General features: G+C 70.9%; 24 protein-coding genes. 10 read left to right on the top strand and 14 right to left on the bottom strand.

What is annotated here, in order from left to right; genetic code table 11:
* Window positions 1-188: 188 nt before the first annotated feature.
* Window positions 189-1,121 (bottom strand): Ppx/GppA phosphatase family protein, encoded by a 933-nt coding sequence (locus AB0C62_RS34655; protein ID WP_362980074.1) that lies wholly within the window; start codon window positions 1,119-1,121, stop codon window positions 189-191.
* 209 nt (window positions 1,122-1,330) lie between these two features.
* Here AB0C62_RS34655 and AB0C62_RS34650 point away from each other — a divergent pair, with 209 nt between their 5' ends.
* Complete coding sequence (locus tag AB0C62_RS34650) at window positions 1,331-2,086, top strand: hypothetical protein (protein WP_362980099.1); 756 nt, start codon at window positions 1,331-1,333, stop codon at window positions 2,084-2,086.
* 48 nt (window positions 2,087-2,134) lie between these two features.
* Here AB0C62_RS34650 and AB0C62_RS34645 read toward each other — a convergent pair whose 3' ends face one another.
* Entirely contained in the window at window positions 2,135-3,988 is a 1,854-nt protein-coding gene (locus AB0C62_RS34645) for a hypothetical protein (protein WP_362980072.1), read from the bottom strand.
* A 319-nt stretch (window positions 3,989-4,307) separates the two neighbouring features.
* On the opposite strand from AB0C62_RS34645, the gene radA reads away from it, so the two are divergent.
* Complete coding sequence (gene radA, locus AB0C62_RS34640) at window positions 4,308-5,717, top strand: DNA repair protein RadA (RefSeq protein ID WP_081218648.1); 1,410 nt, start codon at window positions 4,308-4,310, stop codon at window positions 5,715-5,717.
* Between the two features lie 68 nt (window positions 5,718-5,785).
* Complete coding sequence (disA, locus tag AB0C62_RS34635) at window positions 5,786-6,910, top strand: DNA integrity scanning diadenylate cyclase DisA (RefSeq protein ID WP_362980070.1); 1,125 nt, start codon at window positions 5,786-5,788, stop codon at window positions 6,908-6,910.
* Window positions 6,911-7,137: 227 nt separating this feature from the next.
* Here the strand turns inward: disA and AB0C62_RS34630 are convergent, their stop codons facing one another.
* A complete protein-coding gene (locus tag AB0C62_RS34630; RefSeq protein WP_362980068.1) occupies window positions 7,138-7,965 on the bottom strand; it encodes a hypothetical protein in 828 nt (275 codons plus the stop codon).
* Window positions 7,966-8,156: 191 nt separating this feature from the next.
* On the opposite strand from AB0C62_RS34630, the gene AB0C62_RS34625 reads away from it, so the two are divergent.
* The 5 genes from AB0C62_RS34625 to cseC all read left to right on the top strand — a co-directional run bounded on the left by AB0C62_RS34625 (window position 8,157) and on the right by cseC (window position 12,752).
* The gene (locus AB0C62_RS34625) at window positions 8,157-9,074 is read left to right on the top strand and encodes an A/G-specific adenine glycosylase (protein WP_362980066.1); all 918 of its coding nucleotides are present in this window, start codon (window positions 8,157-8,159) and stop codon (window positions 9,072-9,074) included.
* 250 nt (window positions 9,075-9,324) lie between these two features.
* The gene (locus tag AB0C62_RS34620; protein ID WP_266761288.1) at window positions 9,325-9,864 is read left to right on the top strand and encodes a SigE family RNA polymerase sigma factor; all 540 of its coding nucleotides are present in this window, start codon (window positions 9,325-9,327) and stop codon (window positions 9,862-9,864) included.
* A gap of 41 nt (window positions 9,865-9,905) precedes the next feature.
* Window positions 9,906-10,502: a hypothetical protein gene (locus AB0C62_RS34615; RefSeq protein WP_362980064.1), complete on the top strand. Its 597-nt coding sequence runs from the start codon at window positions 9,906-9,908 to the stop codon at window positions 10,500-10,502.
* Window positions 10,503-10,521: 19 nt separating this feature from the next.
* Window positions 10,522-11,229 (top strand): two-component system response regulator CseB, encoded by a 708-nt coding sequence (cseB, locus tag AB0C62_RS34610; RefSeq protein WP_362980062.1) that lies wholly within the window; start codon window positions 10,522-10,524, stop codon window positions 11,227-11,229.
* An 8-nt stretch (window positions 11,230-11,237) separates the two neighbouring features.
* Window positions 11,238-12,752, top strand: a complete 1,515-nt coding sequence (cseC, locus tag AB0C62_RS34605; RefSeq protein WP_362980060.1) for a two-component system sensor histidine kinase CseC — start codon at window positions 11,238-11,240, stop codon at window positions 12,750-12,752.
* A gap of 45 nt (window positions 12,753-12,797) precedes the next feature.
* On the opposite strand, the gene AB0C62_RS34600 is transcribed toward cseC, so the two are convergent.
* The 3 genes from AB0C62_RS34600 to AB0C62_RS34590 all read right to left on the bottom strand — a co-directional run bounded on the left by AB0C62_RS34600 (window position 12,798) and on the right by AB0C62_RS34590 (window position 15,546).
* Entirely contained in the window at window positions 12,798-13,241 is a 444-nt protein-coding gene (locus AB0C62_RS34600; RefSeq protein ID WP_164372950.1) for a VOC family protein, read from the bottom strand.
* Window positions 13,242-13,320: 79 nt separating this feature from the next.
* A complete protein-coding gene (locus AB0C62_RS34595; protein WP_362980097.1) occupies window positions 13,321-13,806 on the bottom strand; it encodes a helix-turn-helix transcriptional regulator in 486 nt (161 codons plus the stop codon).
* Window positions 13,807-13,926: 120 nt separating this feature from the next.
* Window positions 13,927-15,546 (bottom strand): MDR family MFS transporter, encoded by a 1,620-nt coding sequence (locus AB0C62_RS34590; protein ID WP_362980057.1) that lies wholly within the window; start codon window positions 15,544-15,546, stop codon window positions 13,927-13,929.
* Window positions 15,547-15,718: 172 nt separating this feature from the next.
* Here AB0C62_RS34590 and AB0C62_RS34585 point away from each other — a divergent pair, with 172 nt between their 5' ends.
* Window positions 15,719-16,312, top strand: coding sequence for a TetR/AcrR family transcriptional regulator (locus AB0C62_RS34585; protein WP_362980055.1), 594 nt, complete (start codon window positions 15,719-15,721; stop codon window positions 16,310-16,312).
* 134 nt (window positions 16,313-16,446) lie between these two features.
* Here AB0C62_RS34585 and AB0C62_RS34580 read toward each other — a convergent pair whose 3' ends face one another.
* Both AB0C62_RS34580 and AB0C62_RS34575 read right to left on the bottom strand, forming a co-directional pair.
* Window positions 16,447-17,154, bottom strand: a complete 708-nt coding sequence (locus AB0C62_RS34580) for a M23 family metallopeptidase (RefSeq protein WP_362980053.1) — start codon at window positions 17,152-17,154, stop codon at window positions 16,447-16,449.
* 1,115 nt (window positions 17,155-18,269) lie between these two features.
* Window positions 18,270-20,798: an ATP-dependent Clp protease ATP-binding subunit gene (locus AB0C62_RS34575; protein WP_164372946.1), complete on the bottom strand. Its 2,529-nt coding sequence runs from the start codon at window positions 20,796-20,798 to the stop codon at window positions 18,270-18,272.
* A 430-nt stretch (window positions 20,799-21,228) separates the two neighbouring features.
* On the opposite strand from AB0C62_RS34575, the gene AB0C62_RS34570 reads away from it, so the two are divergent.
* Window positions 21,229-21,888, top strand: a complete 660-nt coding sequence (locus AB0C62_RS34570) for an SCO3374 family protein (protein ID WP_362980051.1) — start codon at window positions 21,229-21,231, stop codon at window positions 21,886-21,888.
* Here AB0C62_RS34570 and AB0C62_RS34565 read toward each other — a convergent pair.
* The 6 genes from AB0C62_RS34565 to AB0C62_RS34540 form a co-directional block, all read right to left on the bottom strand.
* Window positions 21,819-22,154 (bottom strand): Lsr2 family protein, encoded by a 336-nt coding sequence (locus AB0C62_RS34565; RefSeq protein ID WP_081218632.1) that lies wholly within the window; start codon window positions 22,152-22,154, stop codon window positions 21,819-21,821. The two genes, AB0C62_RS34570 and AB0C62_RS34565, sit on opposite strands and share 70 nt — an antisense overlap.
* Before the next feature lie 227 nt (window positions 22,155-22,381).
* A complete protein-coding gene (locus tag AB0C62_RS34560) occupies window positions 22,382-22,951 on the bottom strand; it encodes an amino-acid N-acetyltransferase (protein WP_081218631.1) in 570 nt (189 codons plus the stop codon).
* A 9-nt stretch (window positions 22,952-22,960) separates the two neighbouring features.
* Window positions 22,961-23,422, bottom strand: coding sequence for a BlaI/MecI/CopY family transcriptional regulator (locus AB0C62_RS34555; RefSeq protein WP_362980049.1), 462 nt, complete (start codon window positions 23,420-23,422; stop codon window positions 22,961-22,963).
* A 173-nt stretch (window positions 23,423-23,595) separates the two neighbouring features.
* Window positions 23,596-23,781 (bottom strand): hypothetical protein, encoded by a 186-nt coding sequence (locus tag AB0C62_RS34550; protein WP_266847580.1) that lies wholly within the window; start codon window positions 23,779-23,781, stop codon window positions 23,596-23,598.
* Window positions 23,782-23,836: 55 nt separating this feature from the next.
* Window positions 23,837-24,472: a hypothetical protein gene (locus AB0C62_RS34545; protein WP_362980047.1), complete on the bottom strand. Its 636-nt coding sequence runs from the start codon at window positions 24,470-24,472 to the stop codon at window positions 23,837-23,839.
* A gap of 283 nt (window positions 24,473-24,755) precedes the next feature.
* Window positions 24,756-25,553 (bottom strand): type III pantothenate kinase, encoded by a 798-nt coding sequence (locus AB0C62_RS34540; protein WP_164372942.1) that lies wholly within the window; start codon window positions 25,551-25,553, stop codon window positions 24,756-24,758.

Genomic DNA, 25,553 nt, shown 5'->3' with positions numbered 1-25,553 from the left:
CCCGGCGTCCCCGCCCGGGTCCCTTCCCAGCTGGCCCCGCGCGGCCGTACCCGGGTGCGGGACCGCTGTGACCGATCGCGCTGTTTCCCGCGCCCCCATCACGTGTCCGTGCTCAAGTCCGTTCCCAGGCCGCCCCGCGCGGCCGTGTCCGGGTGCGGGACTCGTCCCGCTCCGTCCAGCCCTGCTCGCTAGTTTGATTCCATCTGGTCCAGGCGGCGGAGGATGACTCCCTCTCGTAGGGCCCAGGGGCAGATTTCGACCGTTTCCACGCCGAAGAGGTCCATGGCGCCCTCGGCGACGAGGGCGCCGGCGAGGAGTTGACCGGAGCGGCCCGGGGAGACGCCGGGGAGTTCGGCCCGTTCGTCGGCGGTCATGGCGGTGAGGCGGGGGACCCAGTCCTCCAGGGAGCGGCGCTTCAGTTCGCGCTGGACGTACAGGCCGTCGGTGGAACGTGCCGCGCCGGCGAGGCGGGCGAGCTGCTTGAACGTCTTGGACGTGGCGACCACGTGGTCGGGGGCGCCGAAGCGGCTGAACTCGCCGACGGTCCGGGCGATCTGGGCGCGCACGTGACGGCGCAGGGCCCGGACGTCCGCCGGGTCCGCCGGGTCGGTGGGCAGCCAGCCCGCGGTCAGCCGGCCCGCGCCGAGCGGCAGCGACACCGCCGCGTCGGGCTCCTCGTCGATGCCGTACGCGATCTCCAGGGAGCCCCCGCCGATGTCGAGGACGAGGAGCTTGCCCGCGGACCAGCCGAACCAGCGGCGGGCGGCGAGGAAGGTGAGCCGGGCCTCCTCGGCGCCGGTGAGGACCTGCAGCTCGACACCGGTCTCGGTCTGCACGCGCGCGAGGACCTCGTCGGCGTTGCTCGCCTCGCGGACAGCCGACGTGGCGAACGGGAGGAGCGCCTCGACGCCCTTGTCCTCGGCTGCCTCCAGGGCGTCCCGGACCGTTTCGATCAGTTTGTCGACGCCCTCGGGGCCGATCGCCCCGCTCTCGTCGAGCAGTTGGGCGAGCCGCAGATCGGCCTTGTGCGAATGCGCGGGCAGCGGCCGGGCGCCGGGGTGCGCGTCCACCACCAGCAGATGCACCGTGTTCGAACCCACGTCGAGGACACCGAGTCTCATGTACGGAACGCTACTGCCAGCACGGCGCTTCTCGTGGGCCGGGGCGAAAGCCCTTGTCAAAGGGTGATCTGCGGGTGACGGACAGGGCGTCCCCGGAGCGGGCGGAAGCGACTTACCCTGGACCCGTGCCAAAGACGAAAAAGGCGAAGTCCGACAAATCAGCCACGGGTTCTTCGCAGGCGAAGGCCACGAAGTCGAAGAAGGCAGCGATGAAGAGCGACGAGAAGGGCCTCGACTTCGCTCGCGCGTGGGTGGAGTTTCCCGATCCGGCCGACGACGAGCAGATCTTCCGGTGCGATCTGACATGGCTGACCTCTCGCTGGAACTGCATCTTCGGGAGTGGCTGCCAGGGCATCCAGGCCGGCCGCGCGGACGACGGCTGCTGCACGCTGGGGGCCCATTTCTCCGACGAGGAGGACGAGCAGCGGGTGGCGGGGCACGTGGCCCGGCTCACGCCGGATCTCTGGCAGCACCATGACGTGGGCACGAAGACCGGCTGGGTCTCGGAGGACGACGACGGCGAGCGCCAGACGCGCCCGTACAAGGGGTCCTGCATCTTCCAGAACCGTCCCGGCTTCGCCGGCGGCGCGGGCTGCTCGCTGCACATCCTGGCGGTGAAGGAGGGGCGCGAGCCTCTGGAGACCAAGCCGGACGTCTGCTGGCAGCTGCCGGTGCGTCGCACGTACGAGTGGATCGACCGGCCCGACGACACCCGGATCCTCCAGGTCTCCATCGGCGAGTACGACCGCCGGGGCTGGGGGCCGGGCGGCCACGACCTGCACTGGTGGTGCACGTCGGCGACCTCGGCGCACGGCGCCGGCGACCCGGTGTACGTCTCGTACCGGCCGGAGCTGGTCGAGCTGATGGGCAAGGAGGGGTACGGCCGGCTGGTGGAGCTCTGCGAGGAGCGCCTCGCCTCGCAACTGCCGCTGCTGGCACCGCATCCCGCGGACCCGGTGGCCTGACCCGTCCGAGGACGTGACCACGGCCCGTATGCCTCGCACGGGCCTGCGCTACGACGAGGGGCTCGCCGTGCCGCTGTCGCTCGGCGGCGGTGTCGAGCCGCCCGGGTCCGAGGGGGACGGGTCGGTGGGCGTCGGGGTGGGCGACGGGTCGGCCGGGCTGTCGGACGGCTCCGGGCTGGCCGGCGGCGTCGAGCCCGGCCCCGACGAGCCGGTGCCGCTCGGGGTGGGGCCGGGCCCGTGGCCGTGCCCATGGCCGTGGCCGTGGCCGCCGGGGTGGGACGGGCGCGCGTTCCCGTACCCGTCGATCGTGACGACCGCGCCCGCCGGAGCGATCGACACCCGTGCTCTCCAGTGGCCCAGCGGCTCGTGGAGATGATCGACGTACACCTTGATCGTCAGCGATTCGCCCGGATCGAGCGTTCCCGACGCCTTGCTCAGGTAGAGCCAGGCCGCGCCGGTGCGGGCCGACCAGTGGACCGGTGAGCTGCCGGACGCGGTCAGGGTGACCAGGGTGGTGTCGCCGTCGTTGCGGGCCACCACGGAGAGGTGCCCCTGCCTGCTTCCCGGGGCGCTGACGACCTCCACGGACACGTCCGGTGAGCGGCTTCCCTTGGTGAAGCGGGAGTCCGGACGGGAGCTGGCGTTGCCGGCGTTCTCGTAGCCGCCCGCCCGGCCCGCGTCCAGGCCGTCGGGGTCCTGGGCCTCGCTCGCGGTGGCCGGACGGCCGTCGACGCCCTCCCCCGTCAGCGGCGCGCCCCGGTACGCCGCCCACAGGGCGACGACGGGCGCCGCGACGACGGTGGCGACGATCGCGGTCGTCACGGCACGCGCGCGCAGCCGGTCCCGCCGGGCCGCGTGGTCCTTCGGGTCCATCGGGAATCCGCGCCGGTCGAAGCGCGGAGCGCTGCCCCGCGCGCGGGGCGCGTGTGCCATCGCCACGCGCAGGTCCGCCTGCGGGGCTTCGAGGACGGGGAGCGCGGCGGGCGTGACGCTGGTGCCGGGCCAGGTACCGGGGACCGCGCGCTCGGCGGTACGGCGGCAGCGCGGGCAGTCGTCGACGTGCCGGACCAGCTCTCCGCGCAGGGTGGCGCTCAGGACGAGCCGGCTGTCGCCGGTCAGCCGGGCGACGCTCGGGCAGGTGCCCGTCTCCACGACGGCCAGGGCCGCACGCGTGCGTTCCACCTCGCAGGCGGCCGAGGCGAGCAGCTCGCGCGTGCCGGCCAGGTCCATGCCGAGGACGGCGGCGACCTCGTGGGCGGCGAGCTGGTGGCGGACGGCGAGTTCGAGCGCCTCGCGCTGTTCCGGGGTGGTGCCGGCGGCCTCCGGCCAGGCCAGCAGGGCGAGTTCGTGACTCCGTCGCGCCTGGGCCTCCTCGGAGAGGGGGACGGCGCTCAGCGCCTCGGCCGCGCGCCGGTCGGCGGTGGCCTTGTGGGCTCCTTTGTGGGACGCCCTCACCTCGGCGACTCCTTCGGCGCCTCCGGCCGCGGCGAGACCCGGGGAGTCGATCTTCTGTCGCTTCGACGCCTTCCGCGGAGTGTGTCGCCCGGAGGCGTGCGCCGCCTGACGCCTGCGCCGCGCCTCGGTGAGCTTGCGCAGACAGGACCAGCGGGCCAGCGCGTAGAGCCAGGCCCTGCGGTCGGCGCCGGACTCCGGGCCGCGCGGGCTGCGGCGCTCGGCGAGGGCGAGGGTGTCCCCGAGGGCTGCGGTGGCCGCGTCGTGGTCGCACAGCACGGACAGGCAGTAGGTGAACAGGCCGTCCAGGTACGGCTCGTACCGCGCGGGGGGACGCTCGGCCAGGGTGTGGGGGGTCGCGCCACGGGGCACGGCCGCCCGCTTGCGCGCGGCTCCGTGCGCCCGGTGTGCGCCGGTGGTGTGCGTGGAGGTCTCCGGACTGCTGCTCATCACCCGTGCGACCGTAGGTGCCCGACGGTGGCCGCTTCCTCCACCTTGAGCACATTTAATCCGTACGGGTGAAACGATCCCTCAATAGGGGACAGTGACCCCCGATCCCTGGCCTGGGCCGTCACGGGCGGCGATGGCAGTCGGTGGCAGATGACCCGGCGCGAGGCCGCCGGAGGTTCCGTCACGCGGGGGTGGAACCGGGGCACGGGGGGCTCAGGGTGGCGGCTTCCGAGGGGAGCCGGGCGGCCGGGGCGGGCCCGTTCCACCGCCGGCGGCCCGCGCGGGCCGGGTTGTCAGTGGGTGCGGCTACGGTTCGGTCATGGCTGCCCGTACGAAAACCGCGAAGGACCGGCCGTCCTACCGCTGCACCGAGTGCGGCTGGCAGACGGCCAAGTGGCTCGGCCGCTGCCCCGAATGCCAGGCGTGGGGGACGGTCGAGGAGTACGGCACGCCCGCTGTCCGGACGACGGCACCGGGCCGGGTGACCACCTCCGCGGTCCCCATCGGACAGGTCGACGGCCGTCAGGCCACCGCCCGCAGCACCGGCGTGCCCGAGCTGGACCGCGTCCTCGGCGGCGGACTCGTGCCCGGCGCGGTCGTCCTCGTCGCGGGCGAGCCCGGCGTCGGCAAGTCCACGCTCCTGCTGGACGTGGCGGCCAAGTCGGCGAGCGACGAGCACCGCACCCTCTACGTGACGGGCGAGGAGTCGGCCAGCCAGGTGCGGCTGCGCGCCGACCGCATCAAGGCGATCGACGACCACCTGTATCTCGCCGCCGAGACCGATCTGGCCGCCGTCCTCGGCCACTTGGACGCGGTGAAGCCGTCCCTGCTGATCCTGGACTCCGTGCAGACCATCGCCTCCCCGGAGATCGACGGCGCGCCCGGCGGCATGGCGCAGGTCCGCGAGGTCGCGGGCGCGCTGATCCGCGCCTCCAAGGAGCGGGGCATGTCCACCCTGCTCGTGGGCCACGTCACCAAGGACGGCGCGATCGCGGGTCCGCGCCTCCTCGAACACCTGGTGGACGTCGTCCTGTCCTTCGAGGGCGACCGGCACGCGCGCCTGCGCCTCGTGCGCGGCGTCAAGAACCGCTACGGGACGACGGACGAGGTCGGCTGCTTCGAGCTGCACGACGAGGGCATCACCGGGCTGACCGACCCCTCGGGGCTCTTCCTCACGCGCCGCGCCGAGGCCGTGCCCGGCACCTGCCTGACCGTCACCCTCGAAGGCCGCCGCCCCCTGGTCGTCGAGGTGCAGGCCCTCACCGTGGACTCGCAGATCCCCTCCCCGCGGCGCACGACGTCCGGCCTGGAGACCTCCCGCGTCTCGATGATGCTCGCCGTCCTGGAGCAGCGCGGCCGGATCAGCGCGCTCGGGAAGCGGGACATCTACTCCGCGACGGTCGGCGGCGTGAAGCTCTCCGAGCCCGCCGCGGACCTCGCCATCGCGCTGGGCCTGGCGTCCGCCGCGAGTGACACCCCGCTGCCCAAGAACCTCGTGGCGATCGGTGAGGTGGGACTCGCGGGCGAGGTGAGACGCGTCACGGGCGTGCAGCGCAGGCTGGCCGAGGCGCACCGGCTGGGCTTCACGCACGCCCTCGTCCCGGCCGACCCGGGCAAGGTCCCGGCCGGTATGAAGGTCCAGGAAGTGGCGGACATCGGAGAGGCGCTGAGCGTCCTTCCGCGCTCGCGTCGCAGAGAGGCCCCACGGGAAGAGGAGCGGCGCCGGTAGACTTTGCCCTGGTCTCGCCCGTCCGTACGAACCGAGCGCGACCGGAAACCCGCGACCGGAGGAGTGCAGTGGCAGCCAACGACCGGGCAGCAGCTCCCGGAAAGTCCGGTGGGAGCTCCGGTGCCGATGGCCAGATGCGCGCCGCGCTCAGCGCCGTGGCACCCGGTACGGCACTGCGTGACGGACTCGAACGGATTCTCCGCGGCAACACGGGCGGACTCATCGTGCTCGGCTCCGACAAGACCGTCGAAGCGATGTGTACGGGCGGATTCATCCTGGATGTCGAGTTCACCGCGACCCGTCTGCGCGAGCTGTGCAAGCTCGACGGCGGCATCGTGCTCGACAAGGACATCACCAAGATCCTGCGGGCGGGTGTGCAACTGGTGCCCGACCCGATGATCCCGACGGAGGAGACGGGCACGCGGCACCGCACCGCGGACCGGGTGAGCAAGCAGGTCGGCTACCCCATCGTCTCGGTCTCCCAGTCGATGCGTCTGATCGCCCTGTACGTCGACGGTCAGCGCCGTGTCCTGGAGGACTCGGCGGCGATCCTGTCCCGGGCCAACCAGGCCCTCGCGACGCTGGAGCGCTACAAGCTCCGGCTGGACGAGGTCGCCGGCACGCTGTCCGCGCTGGAGATCGAGGACCTGGTCACCGTCCGGGACGTCTCGGCGGTCGCGCAGCGGCTGGAGATGGTGCGCCGCATCGCGACCGAGATCGCCGAGTACGTCGTGGAGCTGGGCACCGACGGACGTCTTCTGACGCTCCAGCTCGACGAGTTGATCGCCGGCGTCGAGCCCGACCGCGAGCTGGTCGTCCGGGACTACGTGCCGGAACCGACCGCGAAGCGCTCCCGCACCGTCGACGAGGCGCTCTTCGAGCTGGACGCGCTCAGCCACGCGGAGCTTCTCGAACTGTCCACGGTGGCGCGGGCGTTGGGCTACACCGGCTCCCCCGAGGCGCTCGACTCCGCGGTGTCCCCGCGCGGGTTCCGGCTCCTCGCCAAGGTGCCGCGGCTCCCCGGCGCGATCATCGACCGGCTCGTCGAGCACTTCGGCGGGCTGCAGAAGCTGCTCGCCGCGAGCGTCGACGACCTCCAGACGGTGGACGGCGTGGGCGAGGCGCGGGCCCGCAGCGTCCGCGAGGGCCTGTCCCGGCTGGCGGAGTCCTCGATCCTGGAGCGCTACGTCTGAGGCAGTGGGCTGATCACCGGACGGGCGAGCCGCGTCCGGCGGTCACTCCTCGCCGAGCGCGTCCGACAGGTGGGGCGGGCCGAGAGGCCACGACGCGTCCCGCCCTCTCCGGAGCGCGAGCACGGGCCTCCCGGAGCGCGCACGACGCGTGAGGCGGTCCGGCGGAGCCGAGTCCCGCTCCCTGGGCTTCCGGGGCGGGTCGCCCCCGCCCCGGAGGGCAGCCGCGCTCAGTCCTTCGAGAGCACGAACGACGTCTGCGCCTTGGCCAGGCCCGGGGCCTTCGCCTCGACCAGGTAGGTGCCGGCGGGAGCCGAACCCGCGGGAGGCGTGGCGCACTTGGGGGCTCCCGGCTTGCGGTCCCACTTCACGGTGTAGGTGACCTGACTGTGCGCCGGGACGCGGTAGAGCGCGCCCGTGGCACCCTTCGGGCAGTCGTCGGACGCCCAGATGTCATCGTCACTGCCGGCCTGAGTGATCGTCAGAACCGTGTTCTTCGGGCCGAGATCGACCTTGCAGTCGCTGCCCGAGGTGTTCTTGGCGATGAGCTGGATGGTGGGCCGCTCGTCGGGGGCGTACGAGTTGTGCACGCTCTTGAGCGTCAACTTGACGTAGTTCGGGGTGCAGTTGGGGAGGCTGGAACCGGCCGGGAGCTGACCGCCCGCCCCACCACCGCCGTTGGCCCCGTCACCGGAGCCGCCGCCGGCGCTTCCGCCGGACCCCGCGGACCCCGAGCCGTCACCGGAGCCGCCACCGCTCCCGCCGCCACCGCTGCCGTCCCCGCCAGCACTGCCACCGCTGCCGCCACCGTTCGACTCGTCGCGGCCGCCCGGGTGTTGACTGATCGCGGGACCCGAGCCGGAGGGGCCCGGGGTGATCGAGGGCGCGGGGTTCTTCCCGTTCGATCCGCCGGAGTTGTTGTCACCACCCCCGCCGCCCGGGCCGACCACCCAGACCGTGAGCAGCGCCAACAGGGCTACCACGGACAGCAGAACGGCCCTCCGACGCCAATAGATGGTGGAGGGAAGCGGCCCGACCGGATTGCGCAGTGATCCCACGGCGCAAACTGTACGAGAGATCCGCGGCGTCACCGGCCCCACCCGCCGCCCCGGCATCAACTTTTCCGGATCATCATCCCGGTCGGCACCCTTCCGGGGACGTGGAGACGACCGGGTGCGGTCTTTCACCACCGCCCGCCCCCGGCGTCGCCCCCACGTCCCCGTCCCCGCATGGCAGGATCGATACCGCCATGACTGCACCCACCAAGCCCACCGAAACCGCCCGGAACGCTCCCGGCGAGGACCTCCACGCGCCCGTCATCGACTGGTTCGACGAGCATGCGCGCGACCTGCCCTGGCGGCACCCCGACGCCGGACCCTGGGCGGTGATGGTCAGCGAGTTCATGCTCCAGCAGACCCCCGTCAACCGCGTGCTGCCGGTGTACGAACAGTGGCTGGCCCGCTGGCCGCGCCCCGCCGACCTGGCGAAGGACGCCCCCGGCGAGGCCGTCCGGGCCTGGGGCCGGCTCGGCTACCCGCGCCGCGCCCTGCGGCTGCACGGCGCCGCGGTGGCCATAACGGAACGGCACGGCGGCGACGTACCGTCGGAGCACGCGCAGCTGCTGGCGCTGCCCGGCATCGGGGAGTACACGGCGGCGGCGGTCGCCTCGTTCGCCTACGGCCAGCGGCACCCCGTGCTGGACACCAACGTCCGCCGGGTCTTCGCCCGCGCCGTCACCGGCGTGCAGTACCCGCCGAACGCCACCACCGCGGCCGAGCGCCGGCTCGCCCGCACGCTGTTGCCCGAGGGCGAGCGGACGGCCTCACGCTGGGCGGCCGCCTCGATGGAGCTCGGGGCGCTGGTCTGCACGGCGAAGAACGAGTCCTGCCACCGCTGCCCGATCGCCGCGCAGTGCGCCTGGCGGCTGGCGGGCAAGCCCGAGCACGACGGGCCGCCGCGCAAGGGGCAGACGTACGCGGGCACCGACCGTCAGGTGCGGGGCAAGTTGCTGGCCGTCCTGCGCGAGGCCCACGTGCCGGTTCCGCAGACCGCCTTGGACCGCGTGTGGGAGGAACCGGTCCAGCGGGCCCGGGCGCTGGACGGACTCGTCTCCGACGGACTGGTCGAGCCACTCCCCGGTGGTCTGTATCGGCTGCCGCTGACATAGCCGGAGGGTCGAACCGGGACCAACCCGGACAGAGACCCACGTCGCCTTACCCAGCTCCTACATCCGTTACACAACCGACGGACAGCCGAGTGCTGGCCGCAGGCTGGCTCGGACAACCCCGTGACAACGCCTCCGTAGCTTCATTGCCGTACCGCAGGGCGGCCGCGACAAGCGGCCGGGGAGCCCTCGGTCGCAGGCAACGGAGAACCGGCAGCAGGCAGGTCGGAAACGGGGATGGAGGCGGTTGATCATGGCGCACGGCGAGGTGCTCGAATTCGAGGAGTACGTCCGCACCCGACAGGACGCGCTGCTGCGCAGTGCCCGCCGTCTGGTCCCCGACCCGGTCGACGCCCAGGACCTGCTCCAGACCGCGCTCGTGCGGACGTACGGCCGCTGGGACGGGATCGCCGACAAGCGCCTCGCCGACGCCTACCTGCGCCGCGTCATGATCAACACCCGCACCGAGTGGTGGCGGGCCCGCAAGCTCGAAGAGGTGCCCACCGAGCAGCTGCCGGACGCGAGCGTGGAGGACGCCACCGAGCAGCACGCGGACCGCGCGCTGCTGATGGACATCATGAAGGTGCTGGCACCCAAGCAGCGCAGTGTCGTGGTGCTGCGACACTGGGAGCAGATGTCCACCGAGGAGACGGCCGCCGCACTCGGCATGTCGGCCGGAACGGTCAAGAGCACGCTGCACCGGGCGCTGGCCCGGCTCCGCGAGGAGCTGGAGAGCCGCGATCTGGACGCTCGCGCGCTCGAACGTGAGGAGCGGGAGCGTTGCGCGGCCTAGGAGTTCGGGCCAGACAGGTCCTGAAGGCGGGGAGTTCGGCAGTGGCCGTGCTCGCCGCCCTCGGCCTTTTCACGACCGCCTGCGCGACGGGTGGCACCGGCGCCCGCGACGAGGGCCCGGCGGGCACGGACGCCGTCGCCAAGGGCAGTACGGCACCGGTGGCCTCCTCCTCACCGACCAAGGCGCCCCGGCGGGTGGACGCGGTGAAGATCGTCCGCGACGATCCGGCGGTCAGCGCAGCCGTCAAGCGCGACCTGAAGCCGTGTGTCGCCGACGAGTACCCCGTCGACGTGTCGTACGGGGACCTCACCGGCGGCGGCGCGAACGACATCGTGATCAACGTGATGACCTGCGCCGACGCAGTCGGCATCGGCTCGTACGTGTACCGCGAGGAGAACGGCCGGTACCAGAACGTCTTCAAGGCCGAGGAGCCGCCGGTCTACGCGGAGATAGACCGGGGCGACCTGGTGGTGACCCAGCAGCTGTACGAGAAGGGCGACCCCGTGTCGTACCCCTCCAGCGAGGAAGTGATCACCTACGGCTGGTCCACGGCCCGCTTCGTCGAGCGGTCCCGGATCCACAACGACTACAGCAACGCGGTGGGCGGCGCGAGTTCGCCCGTCCCCGACGCGAACTGAGAGCAGACGGAGCAGCCGGATGGCAGAGCAGACCCACGTCCTGTTCGTCGAGGACGACGACGTCATCCGCGAGGCCACACAACTCGCCCTGGAGCGCGACGGCTTCGCGGTCACGGCCATGCCCGACGGGCTCTCCGGCCTGGAGGCGTTCCGCGCCGACCGCCCCGACATCGCTCTGCTCGACGTGATGGTCCCCGGCCTCGACGGTGTCTCGCTGTGCCGCCGTATCCGCGACGAGTCGACCGTCCCCGTCATCATGCTGTCCGCGCGCGCCGACTCCATCGACGTCGTGCTCGGCCTGGAGGCCGGCGCCGACGACTACGTGACCAAGCCGTTCGACGGCGCCGTCCTGGTGGCCCGGATCCGCGCGGTGCTGCGCCGCTTCGGGCACGCGAACGGCGGCCAGGGCGGGTCCGGTGAGGGGCCCGCGTCGGTGGACGGCGGTGTCCTCTCCTTCGGCGACCTGGAGATCGACACCGAGGGCATGGAGGTGCACCGGAACGGGACGCCGGTGGCGCTGACGCCCACCGAGATGCGGCTGCTCCTGGAGTTCTCCTCCGCGCCCGGTACGGTGCTGAGCCGCGACAAGCTGCTCGAACGGGTGTGGGACTACGGCTGGGGCGGGGACACCCGCGTCGTCGACGTCCATGTGCAGCGACTGCGTACGAAGATCGGCCAGGACCGTATCGAGACGGTCCGCGGCTTCGGCTACAAGTTGAAGGCCTGAGCAGGGGTATGCGGGGGATATTTCAGCGGTCGGCGGCGGCTCCGGGCAAGCGCCCGGTGCCGGGGCGGGTACCGGTTCGGGACAGACGCGCGGACTCGGTCGTGGGCCGGGTCTCGCGCCCGGCCGGCGGCCCCGGCACCAGCGACGGCGCGGGCCGGGACGCGGGCAGGATCCGCGGTCTGGGCATAGGGATCGACCGGGGCACGGACTCGGGCACGAGCATCCGCACGGGCATCCGCTGGAAGCTCAGCACAGCGATCGCCCTGGTCGGCGCGCTCGTCGCGATCGCGCTCAGCCTCGTCGTGCACAACGCGGCCCGTGTCTCCATGCTCGACAACTCGCGCGACCTGGCGGACGAGCGCATCCAGCTCGCCGAGCGCATGTACGGGCCGGGCCGTCCACCGCCGTTCGGCGCCAAGATCGACGACCCCTCCATCCCCGCGGACCTGCAGGCGAAGGTGGGCGAGGGCCGGCGGGCGACGTACGTCTCGGACAACGCGGCCGGGGTGCCGGACATCTGGGCCGCCGTTCCGCTCAGGAACGGGCAGGTGCTGTCCTGGCACGAGCGGTTCACCGACCGCAACGCGGACGTGATGAAGGACCTCGACCAGGCGCTGGTCATCGGCTCCATCGCCGTCGTCCTCGGCGGAAGCGCGCTCGGTGTCCTCATCGGCGGCCAGTTGTCGCGCCGGCTGCGCAAGGCGGCGGCCGCCGCGAACCGGGTCGCCAAGGGCGAGACCGACGTCCGTGTCCGGGACGCGATCGGCGGTGTCGTGCTCGACGAGACCGACGACCTCGCGCGGGCCGTGGACGCCATGGCCGACGCGCTCCAGCAGCGCATCGAGGCCGAACGCCGGGTGACCGCGGACATCGCGCACGAACTGCGCACCCCGGTCACGGGACTGCTCACCGCCGCCGAACTGCTGCCTCCCGGCCGCCCCACCGAACTGGTGCGGGACCGGGCGCAGGCCATGCGCACCCTCGTCGAGGACGTCCTGGAGGTCGCCCGGCTCGACGGCGCCTCCGAGCGGGCCGAGCTGCAGGACATCATGCTCGGCGACTTCGTGAGCCGCCGCGTGGCCGCGCGCGGGGCGGACGTCGAGGTGCGCGTGGTGCACGAGTCGGAGGTCACGACGGACCCGCGTCGTCTGGAGCGCGTCCTGTTCAACCTCCTCGCGAACGCCGCCCGGCACGGGAAGCCGCCCATCGAGGTCACCGTCGAGGGTCGCGTCATCCGGGTGCGCGATCACGGCCCGGGCTTCCCGGAGAAGCTCCTCGCCGAGGGCCCGAGCCGCTTCCGCACCGGCAGCACGGACCGCGCGGGCCACGGCCACGGCCTCGGGCTCACCATCGCCGCCGGCCAGGCCAGGGTGCTCGGCGCCCGGCTGACCTTCCGCAACGTACGGCCCGCGGGCGCCCCCGACGACGTGCCCGCCGAGGGCGCGGTCGCCGTCCTGTGGCTGCCGGAACACGCGCCGACGAGCACGGGCAGCTACCCGATGCTGCCGCCCGCCGCGAAGTAGCGGGCGGCCGGGAAGTAGCGGGCGGCCGGGAGCGGGGCCGGTCCGTCAGCTCCAGTCCCGCTCCAGGTCGAGATCGCCCTCGCGGCGCTGGGTGAAGGAGAACCAGTTCCCGGAGTCGTCACGGAACAGGGCCTCCGTGCCGTACGGGCGCTCCTGCGGCTCCTGGAGGAACTCCACGCCCCGGTCCTTGAGCTTGCGGTAGTCCCCGTGGATGTCGTCCGTCCGCAGCACGCCCGCGCCGAGCGCGCCCTTGGCGACCAGCTTCTTCATCATCTCGGCGGACTCGGGGTCCATGGCGGGCGGGCCCGGCACCATGAGGGTCAGCTCGACCTCGGGCTGGTCCGGGGCGCCGACGGTGAGCCAGCGCATGCCGCCCTCCCCCATGGTCATGTCCGTACGCACCTCGAGACCGAGCTTCTCGGTGTAGAACTCCCGGGCCCGGTCCTGGTCGAGAACCCAGACGGTCGAGATGGCCAGCCCTTTGATCATGGTGTGCTCCAGGTGTGCGGGGTCGCGCGGTACGGACGGGCGCGTCGTGCGCGCCCTGCCACCGTAGGCAGCCGCCGGGTCAGGGCGCTTCTCCGGAATTGCGGTCTTGCTCGCCGGAGGCGGGACGCGGCCCGTCGTCCGCGCCCGGACCGACTCCCTCGACGCCCACCGCCGTACCCGGGCCCCTCCGGAAGCCGCCGGCCCAGAGCATCGCGTAGCAGCCGGGGATGAGCGCCGCGCCCCGGCCGACGTGCCGCGCCCGGTACGCGCTCGGTGTCAGCCCGGTCCACGCCTTGAAGCGTGCCGAGAACGTGCCGAGGCTGCTGAAGCCGACCAGGTGGCAGATCTCCGTCACCGAGAGGTTCGCGGTGCGCAGCAGGTCCTCGGCACGGTCGATGCGCCGGTGCGTCAGGTACTGGCCCGGGGTCTCGCCGTACGCCGCCTTGAACGCGCGGACGAAGTGGTACCGCGAATACCCGGCCCGGGCTGCCAGCGCTTCCAGGTCGACGCCGGGCTCGGCCCAGTCCCGGTCCATGACGTCCTTGGCGAGCCGCAGCTGCCGCATTCGGTCCACGCCCCGATGGTGGCACGCGGCACCGACAGGGGCCCGGCACGGGCGAAGGCCCCCGGGGCGGACAACGCCGGGGGCCTTCGGGTCGGAACGGTCGGGGAGAGGCGGGCGGGATCAGACCTCGGCCAGCGGGACCGGCACCGCGTCGCGGGACTCGTCCTCGCCGGGCTTGGGCCCGCCCGCCCCCTTCAGCGGGACCTCCTTCACGAAGACCGCCGCGATCAGGGCGGCCACCGCGACCACGGATCCGAGCAGGAACGCGGAGTGCGTACCGGACGCCACCGCGTGCTGGTAGGCCTCACGGGCCGCCGCCGGCAGCTTCGCCAGGCTGGCCGCGTCGAGCTGCGCGGACTTCTCGGTCAGCTTGGAGCCGAGCGCCCCGGCCTTCTCCGTCATGACGTCCTGCACCCGGTGGTTGAACAGCGCGCCCATGATGGCGACACCGAACGAGGAGCCGAGCGTACGGAAGAGAGTGGTGGACGAGGACGCGACGCCCATGTCCTTCATCTCGACGCTGTTCTGCGCGACGAGCATCGTGATCTGCATCAGGCAGCCCATGCCCGCGCCGAGCACCGCCATGTACAGGCCGGAGGTGAGGCGGGTGGTCTCGGTGTCCATCTGCGAGAGCAGGAACAGGCCGATGATCATCAGCACGCTGCCGACGAGCGGGAAGACCTTGTAGCGGCCGCTGTTGGTGGTGACGCGTCCGGCGACCATCGACACGGCGAGCATCGCGCCGAGCAGCGGCAGGAGCAGCAGACCGGAGTTGGTGGCGGACGCGCCCTGCACGGACTGCTGGTACAGCGGCAGGAAGAGCACGGCGCCGAACATCACGAAGCCGGTGATGAAGCCGATGAGCGACATCAGCGTGAAGTTGCGGCTGCGGAAGATGTGCAGCGGGATGACCGGGGCCGCGGCCTTGGTCTGCCAGTAGACGAAGCCGACGAGGGCGGCGACGCCGATGCCGATCAGCTCCATGATCCGGGCGGAGCCCCAGGCGTACTCGGTGCCGCCCCAGGTGGTGACCAGGACGATGGAGGAGATGCCGAGGGCCAGCAGCCCCGCACCGAGGTAGTCGATCTTCGCCTCGACGCGCTTCTTCGGCAGATGCAGCACCGCGCTGACCGCGAGGAGGGCGACGATGCCGAGCGGCAGGTTGATGTAGAAGGACCAGCGCCAGCCCCAGTGGTCGGTGATGGTGCCGCCGACCAGCGGGCCGAGGATCATCGCGAAGGCCATGACACCGGCCATCATGCCCTGGTACTTGCCGCGCTCCCGCGGCGGAATCAGGTCGCCGATGATCGCCATGACGCCGACCATCAGACCACCGGCGCCGAGGCCCTGGATGGCGCGGAACCCGATGAGCTGGCCCATGTCCTGGGCCATGCCGCTGAGCGCGGAGCCGATCAGGAAGATCACGATCGAGGTCATGAAGGCGCCCTTACGCCCGTACATGTCGCCGAGCTTGCCCCAGATCGGGGTGGAGGCGGCGGTGGCGAGCGTGTACGCGGTGACCACCCAGGACAGGTGTTCCAGACCGCCCAGCTCACCGACGATCGTCGGCATCGCGGTGCCCACGATCATGTTGTCCAGCATCGCGAGCAGCATCGCGATCATGAGTGCCAGCAGCACGACGCGCACGCTGCGCGGCTTCTTCTCCTCCGCCGACGGTTGGCCCGCGGCCTGTCCCCCGGCCCCCGCGGCCGGCACGGCCGCCTGTGTCTTGTCCGCCATCGATTCCACTCCCCTAGCTGCGACTGCTTGCCGTTCGGCCACTTACTTGCCGACCGGCAAGCTGACTACACTGAGGAAAGTAGACCCGCAACTAGCCGGGCGTCAAGTAAGTTTAATTAGTTTTGCCAGCGGGGTCACAGGTAGGTTTTCAGGGAGCGCGAGGAGTACGAGGATGGGCGGCACCATGGACGGCACCAAGCGGCAGCGCCGGGGCGACACCCGGCAGCGCATCCAGGACGTCGCCCTAGAACTGTTCTCCGAGCACGGGTACGAGAAGACCTCGCTGCGGGAGATCGCCGAACACCTCGACGTCACGAAGGCGGCGCTCTACTACCACTTCAAGACCAAGGAAGAGATCCTCATCAGCCTCTTCGAGGATCTGACGAGGCCACTCGACGAGCTGATCGAGTGGGGCAAGCAGCAGCCGCACAGCCTGGAGACCAAGCAGGAGGTGCTGCGCCGCTACAGCGACGCACTCGGCGGCGCGTCCCCGCTCTTCCGCTTCATGCAGGAGAACCAGGCGACGGTCCGCGAGCTGAGCATCGGCGAGACCTTCAAGCACCGGATGATGAGCTTGCTGGAGATCATCAAGGAGCCGGAGTCCCCCCTGACCGACCAGGTCCGCTGCATCAGCGCGCTCTTCACGATGCACGCCGGGATGTTCGTCCTCAAGGACGTGGAAGGCGACCCCGAGGACAAGCGCAAGGCCGTCCTGGAGGTCGCGATCGATCTGGTGACACAGGCCCACGGCGGCTCGGCCGCGTAGGCGCGAACGCGCAGACACACGGAGACACCAACGCGGAGGCGGAGCCTCTCGGCGCCGCTTCCTGACGCCGTGAGACTCCGCCTTCGTCCGCCCCGTCCGGGCACTGCCGCGCCGGATCACCGGCGCGGGGTTGATCAGACCTTGACGCCCTTGCCGTGCAGGAAGGCGACGGGGTCGACGGCCGAGCCGTAGTTCGGGGTCGTACGGATCTCGAAGTGAAGGTGCGGGCCGCTCGAGTTTCCGGTGTTGCCGGACTTGGCGATGTGCTGACCGGTCTTGACGACCTGGCCTATCTTCACGTCGATGCGCGACAGGTGGGCGTACTGCGAGTACGTGCCGTTGCCGTGCTTGATGACGATGGCGTTGCCGTACGCCGGGCCGTCACCGGCGCCGTTGCCGCCGGCCTTGACGACGGTGCCGCCGTGGGCGGCCATGACGTCGGTGCCCAGCGGCACGGCGTAGTCCTGGCCGGAGTGCTTGTGGGACCACATGCCGCCGGCCTGGTTGAAGGTGGCGGACAGCGTGTACTTCTTGACCGGGTCGATCCAGGAAGCGGCCGTCTTGGCGGCGGTCTTCTTGGCGGACACGGCGGTCTTCTTCGCCGCGGCGGCCTTGTTGGCGGCTGCGGCCTTCTTCACCGCGGCGGCCTTGGCCTGCGCGGCGGCCTGCGTCTGCACGGCGTGGGCCGAGGTGACGGTTCCGCTGCTGCTGAGCCCGGCTTCGGCGGCGTTCGCGACCCCCGCACCCAGTGCGACCGTGGCGCTCAAGCCGACGGCCACGACGGCCGCCCGATTGCGGACCAGGGACGAGAGGGACTTGCGGGACGTGACGCGCTTCGACATGAATACCTCGTGATGACGGGGACAAGGACTGTGCGACCACCCGGTGCGATGACCTGCGACCCGGTGGGGCCATACCTTGGTAACCCGCGCACCCAGGGATGCTCAAACCCCCTCGCTACGACGCAAACTAGTAGTTCATCCCGAAACCTAATGAACCTTGACAGCTCGGACATCCGGGACGCGATCCCCCCGATTCGACCCGGGAAGCGAGGTTTAGGCGCACTTCGGGCTGCGGCATCCCTGGTGAAACGGGCTTGTGGCCCGTCGGCCCGCAGGACGGGAGGACCGTCCCGAAGGTTCCGGGCCAAAGGTCCTTTATGTCCGTTCTTGTGCATCCACTATTCACCCTAGTACCGGACAAATCGCCTGTGCGCCATGTCACCGGGCAGCCGGTTCCGGACCCCCCTGAATGTGACCCGGGCTACCCTCCCGCCCCTGGTCACAAGGCACTTGGGGATGTGCCCCAGGCCACTCCGTCCCCCTCCGCACTGACCCACGGCGACGGCCCGGACGTGGTCCGCGACCGCGGGGAAGGGGTTCGAGGGCTCGGACCCCGCTCGGGGGAGTCCGGGGAGTCCGGGAGGGGGTGGCAACGGAGGCGTCAGGAGGACTGACTCCCCCGCCCTCCTGCCTCCCGCGCCGGTGAGCCGGGACAGCGAGGCGAGGGCCGCAGGCTGCGGCGCTACGGCGCTACGGCGCTACGGCGCTACGGCGAGGATGCGGCCGATGCGACCCCTGCAGCCCGTGGGGGCATTGCCGCACGGACCCGCTGGACGTCGGCCGCCCTGGCCCCTGACTGGCTCGCGACGGACCCGCCGTGCAGCGTGCGCCCTGGCCCCGCGGGTGCAGGCAGTGCGGCACCCGGACCGCTGAGCCGCCGAGCAGCTGGCCTGCCGGCTGATTGCGCGGGGGCGGTGCGCACGGGCGGGTTGCGCGCGGACCCGCTGTGCAGCGTGCGCCGCCCCGGCCGCTGGACCGCTGAGGCGCTGGGCCACTCGGCGGCTTGCCCTGGGGGCCGCGTGCCCCGAAGGCGTGCCGCCGCGTTCGCGCGCACGCAAAAGGGGCTGCCCCAGGACCGTGGTCCTGGGGCAGCCCCTGTCAGGCGAACCCGGGGGTTACGCCTCCTTGCTCAGGTTGGGACCGGCGCCGCCGGCCGCCTGCTCGATCGGCGGGACGTCGGGCAGTGCCGACTTCTCCTCGCCGCGGAAGGTGAAGGCCTTGGCGTCGCCCTCGCCCTCCGAGTCGACGACCACGATGTGGCCGGGACGGAGCTCGCCGAAGAGGATCTTCTCGGAGAGGACGTCCTCGATCTCGCGCTGGATGGTCCGGCGCAGCGGCCGGGCGCCCAGCACGGGGTCGTAGCCCTTCTTCGCGAGGAGCGACTTGGCACTGGGGCTGAGCTCGATGCCCATGTCCCGGTCCTTCAGACGCTCGTCCACCTTCGCGACCATGAGGTCGACGATCTGGATGATGTCTTCCTCGGTCAGCTGGTGGAAGACCACCGTGTCGTCGACACGGTTCAGGAACTCGGGGCGGAAGTGCTGCTTCAGCTCCTCGTTGACCTTGGCCTTCATCCGGTCGTAGTTGCTCTTGACGTCGCCCACGGCCGCGAAGCCGAGGTTGAAGCCCTTGGAGATGTCCCGCGTGCCGAGGTTGGTCGTCATGATGATGACCGTGTTCTTGAAGTCGACGACCCGGCCCTGGGAGTCGGTCAGGCGACCGTCCTCCAGGATCTGCAGCAGCGAGTTGAAGATGTCCGGGTGGGCCTTCTCGACCTCGTCGAAGAGCACGACGGAGAACGGCTTGCGACGGACCTTCTCGGTCAGCTGGCCGCCCTCTTCGTAGCCCACGTAGCCGGGGGGCGAACCGAAGAGACGCGAGACCGTGTGCTTCTCGCTGAACTCCGACATGTCGAGGGAGATCAGCGCGTCCTCGTCACCGAAGAGGAACTCCGCGAGGGTCTTCGACAGCTCCGTCTTACCGACACCCGAGGGGCCGGCGAAGATGAAGGAACCACCGGGACGCTTCGGGTCCTTCAGACCCGCTCGCGTACGACGGATCGCCTGGGAGAGCGCCTTGATGGCGTCCTTCTGACCGATGACCCGCTTGTGGAGCTCGTCCTCCATGCGCAGCAGACGCGAGGACTCCTCCTCGGTCAGCTTGAAGACCGGGATGCCGGTGGCCGTGGCGAGGACCTCGGCGATGAGCTCGCCGTCGACCTCGGCGACGACGTCCATGTCGCCGGCCTTCCACTCCTTCTCCCGCTTGGCCTTCGCCGCCAGCAGCTGCTTCTCCTTGTCGCGGAGAGACGCCGCCTTCTCGAAGTCCTGGGAGTCGATGGCCGACTCCTTGTCGCGGCGCACGCCCGCGATCTTCTCGTCGAACTCGCGGAGGTCCGGCGGCGCGGTCATCCGGCGGATGCGCATCCGGGAGCCCGCCTCGTCGATCAGGTCGATCGCCTTGTCGGGCAGGAAGCGGTCCGAGATGTACCGGTCGGCGAGCGTCGCCGCCTGCACCAGGGCCTCGTCGGTGATGGAGACGCGGTGGTGGGCCTCGTACCGGTCGCGCAGGCCCTTGAGGATCTCGATCGTGTGGGGGAGGGAAGGCTCCGCCACCTGGATCGGCTGGAAGCGGCGCTCGAGGGCCGCGTCCTTCTCGAGGTGCTTGCGGTACTCGTCCAGCGTGGTGGCACCGATGGTCTGCAGCTCACCGCGGGCCAGCATCGGCTTCAGGATCGAAGCCGCGTCGATGGCGCCCTCGGCGGCACCCGCACCGACGAGCGTGTGCAGCTCGTCGATGAACAGGATGATGTCGCCGCGGGTGCGGATCTCCTTGAGCACCTTCTTCAGGCGCTCCTCGAAGTCACCGCGGTAGCGGGAGCCGGCGACCAGCGCGCCGAGGTCGAGGGTGTAGAGGTGCTTGTCCTTGAGGGTCTCGGGCACCTCGCCCTTGACGATGGCCTGGGCGAGGCCCTCGACGACGGCGGTCTTGCCGACGCCGGGCTCACCGATCAGGACCGGGTTGTTCTTCGTACGGCGGGACAGCACCTGCATGACCCGCTCGATCTCCTTCTCGCGCCCGATGACCGGGTCGAGCTTGGACTCACGAGCGGCCTGGGTGAGGTTCCGGCCGAACTGGTCGAGGACCAGGGACGTGGAGGGGGTGCCCTCGGCGGGGCCGCCACTGGCGCCGGCGGTCTCCTTGCCCTGGTAGCCGGAGAGCAGCTGGATCACCTGCTGCCGCACCCGGTTGAGGTCTGCGCCCAGCTTGACCAGGACCTGGGCGGCGACGCCCTCGCCCTCACGGATCAGGCCGAGCAGGATGTGCTCCGTGCCGATGTAGTTGTGGCCCAGCTGAAGGGCCTCGCGGAGCGACAGCTCCAGGACCTTCTTGGCACGGGGGGTGAAGGGGATGTGGCCGGACGGGGCCTGCTGGCCCTGGCCGATGATCTCCTCCACCTGCTGGCGGACCGCCTCGAGCGAAATCCCGAGGCTCTCCAGGGCCTTAGCGGCGACACCCTCACCCTCGTGGATCAGGCCCAGGAGGATGTGCTCGGTGCCGATGTAGTTGTGGTTGAGCATCCGGGCTTCTTCCTGAGCCAGGACGACAACCCGCCGCGCGCGGTCGGTGAACCTCTCGAACATCGTTAATCGCTCCTCAGAGCGGTCAGGCAGTAAGGGGACGCTCCCCTCCCTGTCCTTCCGCAGCTTAGTCCCGCAAGCGGGGACCGCTCATTCCAACTGCCGACACCGTCCTTGGCCTCCTGACCCCGAACGCCGACATCTGCCTCAACCTGATGGTGCGAGACGATGTTCCCGCAGGCCAGGCAGATACCCTCACCATCAGTACGCCGATGGCGAACGTGAGATGCCGGATTCCTGCGTGTCGCCCCTCCCACTAGGGATGTCTTACCCGCACGCACGGACAGTCCATGCCGCGCGCACCGGTTCCCTCCGCTACGGGCGAACATCCATGCCCCGCCGAACGCTCTCGCACGCCCGTTTCTCCGGAACTCTGTGCGCCCATGGGGACACCCAGCGTAACTCCGGGGCCGTTCCGGCGGTTGCTCCTTGCATGGTTCCCACCGTTCCCCTTCCCCGTCGGCCGCTCGACCCGGGTGACCCGGTCGATCCGGTGCAGCAGTGGTACGAGAACGAACTGGGGTGGGCGACCGTGCCCGGTCCGCCGACACGGCTGGTGACGGGGGTGCTCTTCGACGTCCTGGAGGGACCGGCCGAGGCGGGGTTCGCGGCGCTGCGGCATCTCGGGCCCGGGTCCCCGGTGGTTCTGCACGGGGACCGGATGGGGCTGCTGGTGGCCGCTGGAAGCGCGGAGGAGCTGCCGGGGCTGCTCGACTGGCTGGAGTGGGGCGGCCTGGCGCTGGACCTCACGGCGGTCGGCGCGGGCGGGAGCGTCGCGGCTCCCCCGCCGCCGGGTTTCCGTACTCCGCCGGCCGGACGGGAGACGCGGGAGGACCCGCGAGGGGCCGCCCGCTGGCTGCGGCCCCCCGAGCCCGGCTGTGCCGTGCGACCGGCACTGCCGACGCTGTCGGCACTGGGCGGCGGGGCCGTCGGCGGGGGCGTTGGGGGCGCCCCCGATCTCGTACGCGTCGTACAGACGATGGCGACGCAATGTCACCGGGTGCGGCTGGGGCGCGTGAGCGCTCAGCCGTTGACCTCTTCGTACTTCTCGCGAATGGACGCGGGAACGCGGCCGCGGTCATTGACCTCGTAGCCGTTCTCCTTGGCCCACGCGCGGATCTGCGCGGTGTCCTGGCTGCCGCCGGAAGTGGCGCGCGCCTTTCCGCGTCCGCCCGAAGCACGGCCTCCGGTACGACGACCACCCTTCACGTAGGGCTCGAGAAGGCCACGGAGCTTGTCCGCATTGGCGGTCGTGAGATCGATTTCGTACGTCTTGCCGTCCAGCGCGAACGTCACGGTCTCGTCCGCCTCGCCACCGTCGAGGTCGTCGACAAGAAGGACCTGAACCTTCTGTGCCACCGGATTTCCTTTCATCGATAACTTCAGGGCAAGGAGGGTCTGCGGCGTCCGCCGTTTCGCCGTCCCTTGTTATATGCAGTACTGCAGTACGTCGGAAAGCAAACCGCTTTTGCTGGAAAAACACAAACCCCTGGCAGAGACTGAGTGGGCACCGACTGCCGGGAAACATGCGCGTTTCGGACATAGGGCACCTGGGCAAGGCGCTCGGCCGGAATAGCCGACGGCGATCACAGATGCAGAAGCATCCGACTGTTGCCCAAGGTGTTCGGTTTCACCCGTTCGAGACCGAGGAACTCCGCCACGCCCTCGTCATAGGAACGCAGGAGCTCGGCGTACACCTCGGTGTCGACAGGAGTCTCACCGATCTCCACGAAGCCGTGCTTCGCGAAGAAGCCGACTTCGAAGGTCAGACAGAAAACCCGCCGAACGCCCAGCCACCGGGCGGTCTGGAGCAACTTCTCCAGCAGCTGATGCCCCACCCCGAGGCCCTTGACCGTCGGGTTCACGGCGAGAGTGCGGACTTCCGCGAGGTCTTCCCACATCACGTGCAGCGCACCGCAGCCGACGACCTCGGCGTTGTCGTCGCGTTCCGCGACCCAGAACTCCTGGATGTCCTCGTAAAGGGTGACCGTGGGTTTGTCGAGGAGGATGCGGCGGCGCACGTTCGCGTCAAGGAGCCGGCGTACGGCCGCGACATCGCTGGTCCTGGCCCGCCGGACGGTGAGGGCTTTTGCGGCGACTTCGGGATGCTGTGCCGGAAGGTCTGCTGGAACCTCTGCGGGATGCTCTGCTGGCATGAGCGGACGCTATCGCCCGGAGCCGTCCTCGTGGGCGGCGGGGTTCTCCTGGGAGGGCTCGGCCGCCCCCGGCCTTTCGGCGGCTTCGGAACCCGGGGGTTCGGGTAGTTCGGGCCCTTGCACCATGCGTACGGCATCCCTGAGCGCGACCCGTTGTTCCTCGCTCATCATCCCGAAGAACGCGACGAGAGCGGCTGCCGGGTTGTCGCTCTGCGACCAGGCGTCGTTCATCAGGGCGGCGGAGTAGGCGGCTCGCGTGGAGACCGCTTCATATCGATAGGCCCGGCCTTCCGCCTCGCGGCGGACCCAGCCCTTCTGATGGAGATTGTCCAAAACGGTCATCACCGTGGTGTACGCGATGGACCGTTCCTGTTGAAGGTCTTCCAGGACTTCCCGAACGGTCACCGGGCGGTTCCACTTCCACACCCGCGTCATGACCGAGTCTTCGAGTTCTCCCAATGGGCGAGGCACAGTCCAGAACAATAGTGGGAGAGAGTCAACAAAAAGGGCGTACGACTCGAAGAACGTATGAAACACATGAAACGTCCGAGTCGTACGCCGTGGAGGGCGCGGTACGCGTCAGGGCACCCGTGCGCCGCGGAGCCCCCGGGCGGGGACTCCGCGGGGGCGGCGCCCCGGAGGGGTCAGACCCCGGCGTCCTTGGGGCCCGAGGCCTGCTGGGCGCTCTCCGCGCGCGCGAGGACGGCGTCGACGGCCGCGTCCTCCTTGGCCTTGTTGGCGCCGCCCTGGGTCTTCACGATCGTCACGATGAGCCCGATGAAGAAGACGGCCATCACGACGGGGGGCACGAGCGCGGAGACATAGTCCATGCCTCCAGAGTAGCCAGGGGGCGCCATGCCGATCCCTCGGGGTCGGCGACCGGTGTCAGCCCGCCGCGAGGTGCTGCGGAGGGTTCGACGGGGGCGGTCCGGACTTGCGGCGCGGCGGGAAGACCTCACCCGGAGTGGGGATGGGGCGGTCCGTGCCCGGGGTCCTGGCGGGCGGCCGCGACGGCGGCTTCGGCTCGGCCTTCTTCTCCGGCCGGTCGGCGGCCCGGCCTCCGGGCAGCGCCAGCAGCCGGGTGCGGGACGACGGTACCGACGGGACCGCGGCGACCGAGCGGCCCGCGAGCCGGGCCCGCACGTCCTGTTCGGCGAGGACCCGGCAGCGGTCCAGCAGGGCGGCCGCGGTGGGGTTGCCGCGCAGCGCGCGGAGCGCGGCGAGGTCGTCGGGGTTCGGCCGGTAGCCGGCCGCGAGGACCTCCTCCAGGAGGACGAGGTAGCCGCCGGCGGTGCCCGGCAGCGCGGCGCGGTACCGGGCGAGGTCCGCCAGCAGGAAGGCCCGGAGTCTGACCCCCTCGCGGAGCGCCTCGTCGACGGACTCGGCGAGGCGGAGGCAGTCCTGGACGTCCTCGGCCGAGACGGGACTGGGGTGCAGGGCAAGGGCGAGAGCGCGACGGAGCACACGCAGCTCCTCCGCACCGAACGCCATGCCGCCGTGGGATCCGTAGGGCGTAGGCATGCGGCGACGATACGCGCTAATAAGACAAAAGCCGCATAGCGAAAGAAATGTGGCGCGCCTCGTTCGGGAGCGGTCACCGAAGAACACCGGAGTGCGAGTCAGCGGGAACTCTCCGGAGAAGTCCGCGAGAACGACAGCGAGGGGACACCGGGAACACATCGTGCGCGGCGTCGTCGCGGATGCCGAAGAAGTCGTATTCGGTAAGGGGCGCTGAAGAGACCCGACAATTCCGAAGGAGTTCCCGGCGATGCCGGGGTCCGGCGGGTGGCCGGACCCCGGGGGCTCACATGCGGGAGACGTTGCGCTCGTAGACCAGGCGCAGACCGATCAGGGTCAGCCACGGTTCGTGCTCGTCGATCACCGAGGACTCGCCGAGGACCATGGGAGCGAGGCCGCCCGTGGCGATGACGGTGACGTCCTCGGGGTCGTCCGCGAGCTCGCGCGCCATGCGGTTCACGACCCCGTCGACCTGGCCGGCGAACCCGTAGATGATCCCGGACTGCATGGCCTCGACGGTGTTCTTGCCGATCACCGCGCGCGGCCGGGCCACCTCGATCTTGCGGAGCTGCGCGCCCCGGACGCCGAGCGCCTCGACGGAGATCTCGATGCCGGGGGCGATGACACCGCCGATGTACTCGCCCCGCGCGCTGACCGCGTCGAACGTGGTCGCCGTGCCGAAGTCGACGACGATCGCCGGGCCCCCGTAGAGCTCGACGGCCGCCACGGAGTTGATGATCCGGTCGGCGCCGACCTCCTTCGGGTTGTCCGTGAGGATCGGCACGCCGGTCTTGACGCCGGGCTCGACGAGGACGGCGGGGACATCGCCGTAGTAGCGCCGCGTCACCTCGCGCAGCTCGTGCAGCACGGACGGGACGGTGGCGCAGATCGCGATGCCGTCGATGCCGTCGCCGAGCTCCTCGCCGAGCAGCGGGTGCATGCCCATGAGGCCCTGGAGCAGCACGGCGAGCTCGTCGGCGGTGCGGCGCGAGTCGGTGGAGATGCGCCAGTGCTCGACGATCTCCTCCCCGTCGAAGAGACCGAGGACCGTGTGGGTGTTGCCTACGTCGATGGTCAGCAGCAT

It is taken from the genome of Streptomyces sp. NPDC048643, assembly GCF_040650615.1.
Classification (GTDB): domain Bacteria; phylum Actinomycetota; class Actinomycetes; order Streptomycetales; family Streptomycetaceae; genus Streptomyces.
Note: the sequence above shows the minus strand (reverse complement) of the source record. Positions and strands in the feature narration are given on the sequence as shown.

Coding starts and splice junctions, on each gene's coding strand:
- radA (WP_081218648.1), top strand. CDS start 4,308: ATGGCTGCCCGTACGAAAACCGCGAAGGACCGGCCGTCCTACCGCTGC.
- AB0C62_RS34545 (WP_362980047.1), bottom strand. CDS start 24,472: ATGCCTACGCCCTACGGATCCCACGGCGGCATGGCGTTCGGTGCGGAG.
- AB0C62_RS34570 (WP_362980051.1), top strand. CDS start 21,229: ATGGTTCCCACCGTTCCCCTTCCCCGTCGGCCGCTCGACCCGGGTGAC.
- AB0C62_RS34540 (WP_164372942.1), bottom strand. CDS start 25,553: ATGCTGCTGACCATCGACGTAGGCAACACCCACACGGTCCTCGGTCTC.
- cseC (WP_362980060.1), top strand. CDS start 11,238: ATGCGGGGGATATTTCAGCGGTCGGCGGCGGCTCCGGGCAAGCGCCCG.
- AB0C62_RS34625 (WP_362980066.1), top strand. CDS start 8,157: ATGACTGCACCCACCAAGCCCACCGAAACCGCCCGGAACGCTCCCGGC.
- AB0C62_RS34595 (WP_362980097.1), bottom strand. CDS start 13,806: ATGCGGCAGCTGCGGCTCGCCAAGGACGTCATGGACCGGGACTGGGCC.
- cseB (WP_362980062.1), top strand. CDS start 10,522: ATGGCAGAGCAGACCCACGTCCTGTTCGTCGAGGACGACGACGTCATC.
- AB0C62_RS34590 (WP_362980057.1), bottom strand. CDS start 15,546: ATGGCGGACAAGACACAGGCGGCCGTGCCGGCCGCGGGGGCCGGGGGA.
- AB0C62_RS34550 (WP_266847580.1), bottom strand. CDS start 23,781: ATGGACTATGTCTCCGCGCTCGTGCCCCCCGTCGTGATGGCCGTCTTC.
- AB0C62_RS34560 (WP_081218631.1), bottom strand. CDS start 22,951: ATGCCAGCAGAGCATCCCGCAGAGGTTCCAGCAGACCTTCCGGCACAG.
- AB0C62_RS34650 (WP_362980099.1), top strand. CDS start 1,331: ATGAAGAGCGACGAGAAGGGCCTCGACTTCGCTCGCGCGTGGGTGGAG.
- AB0C62_RS34645 (WP_362980072.1), bottom strand. CDS start 3,988: ATGAGCAGCAGTCCGGAGACCTCCACGCACACCACCGGCGCACACCGG.
- AB0C62_RS34620 (WP_266761288.1), top strand. CDS start 9,325: ATGGCGCACGGCGAGGTGCTCGAATTCGAGGAGTACGTCCGCACCCGA.
- AB0C62_RS34655 (WP_362980074.1), bottom strand. CDS start 1,121: ATGAGACTCGGTGTCCTCGACGTGGGTTCGAACACGGTGCATCTGCTG.
- AB0C62_RS34580 (WP_362980053.1), bottom strand. CDS start 17,154: ATGTCGAAGCGCGTCACGTCCCGCAAGTCCCTCTCGTCCCTGGTCCGC.
- AB0C62_RS34575 (WP_164372946.1), bottom strand. CDS start 20,798: ATGTTCGAGAGGTTCACCGACCGCGCGCGGCGGGTTGTCGTCCTGGCT.
- AB0C62_RS34585 (WP_362980055.1), top strand. CDS start 15,719: ATGGGCGGCACCATGGACGGCACCAAGCGGCAGCGCCGGGGCGACACC.
- AB0C62_RS34600 (WP_164372950.1), bottom strand. CDS start 13,241: ATGATCAAAGGGCTGGCCATCTCGACCGTCTGGGTTCTCGACCAGGAC.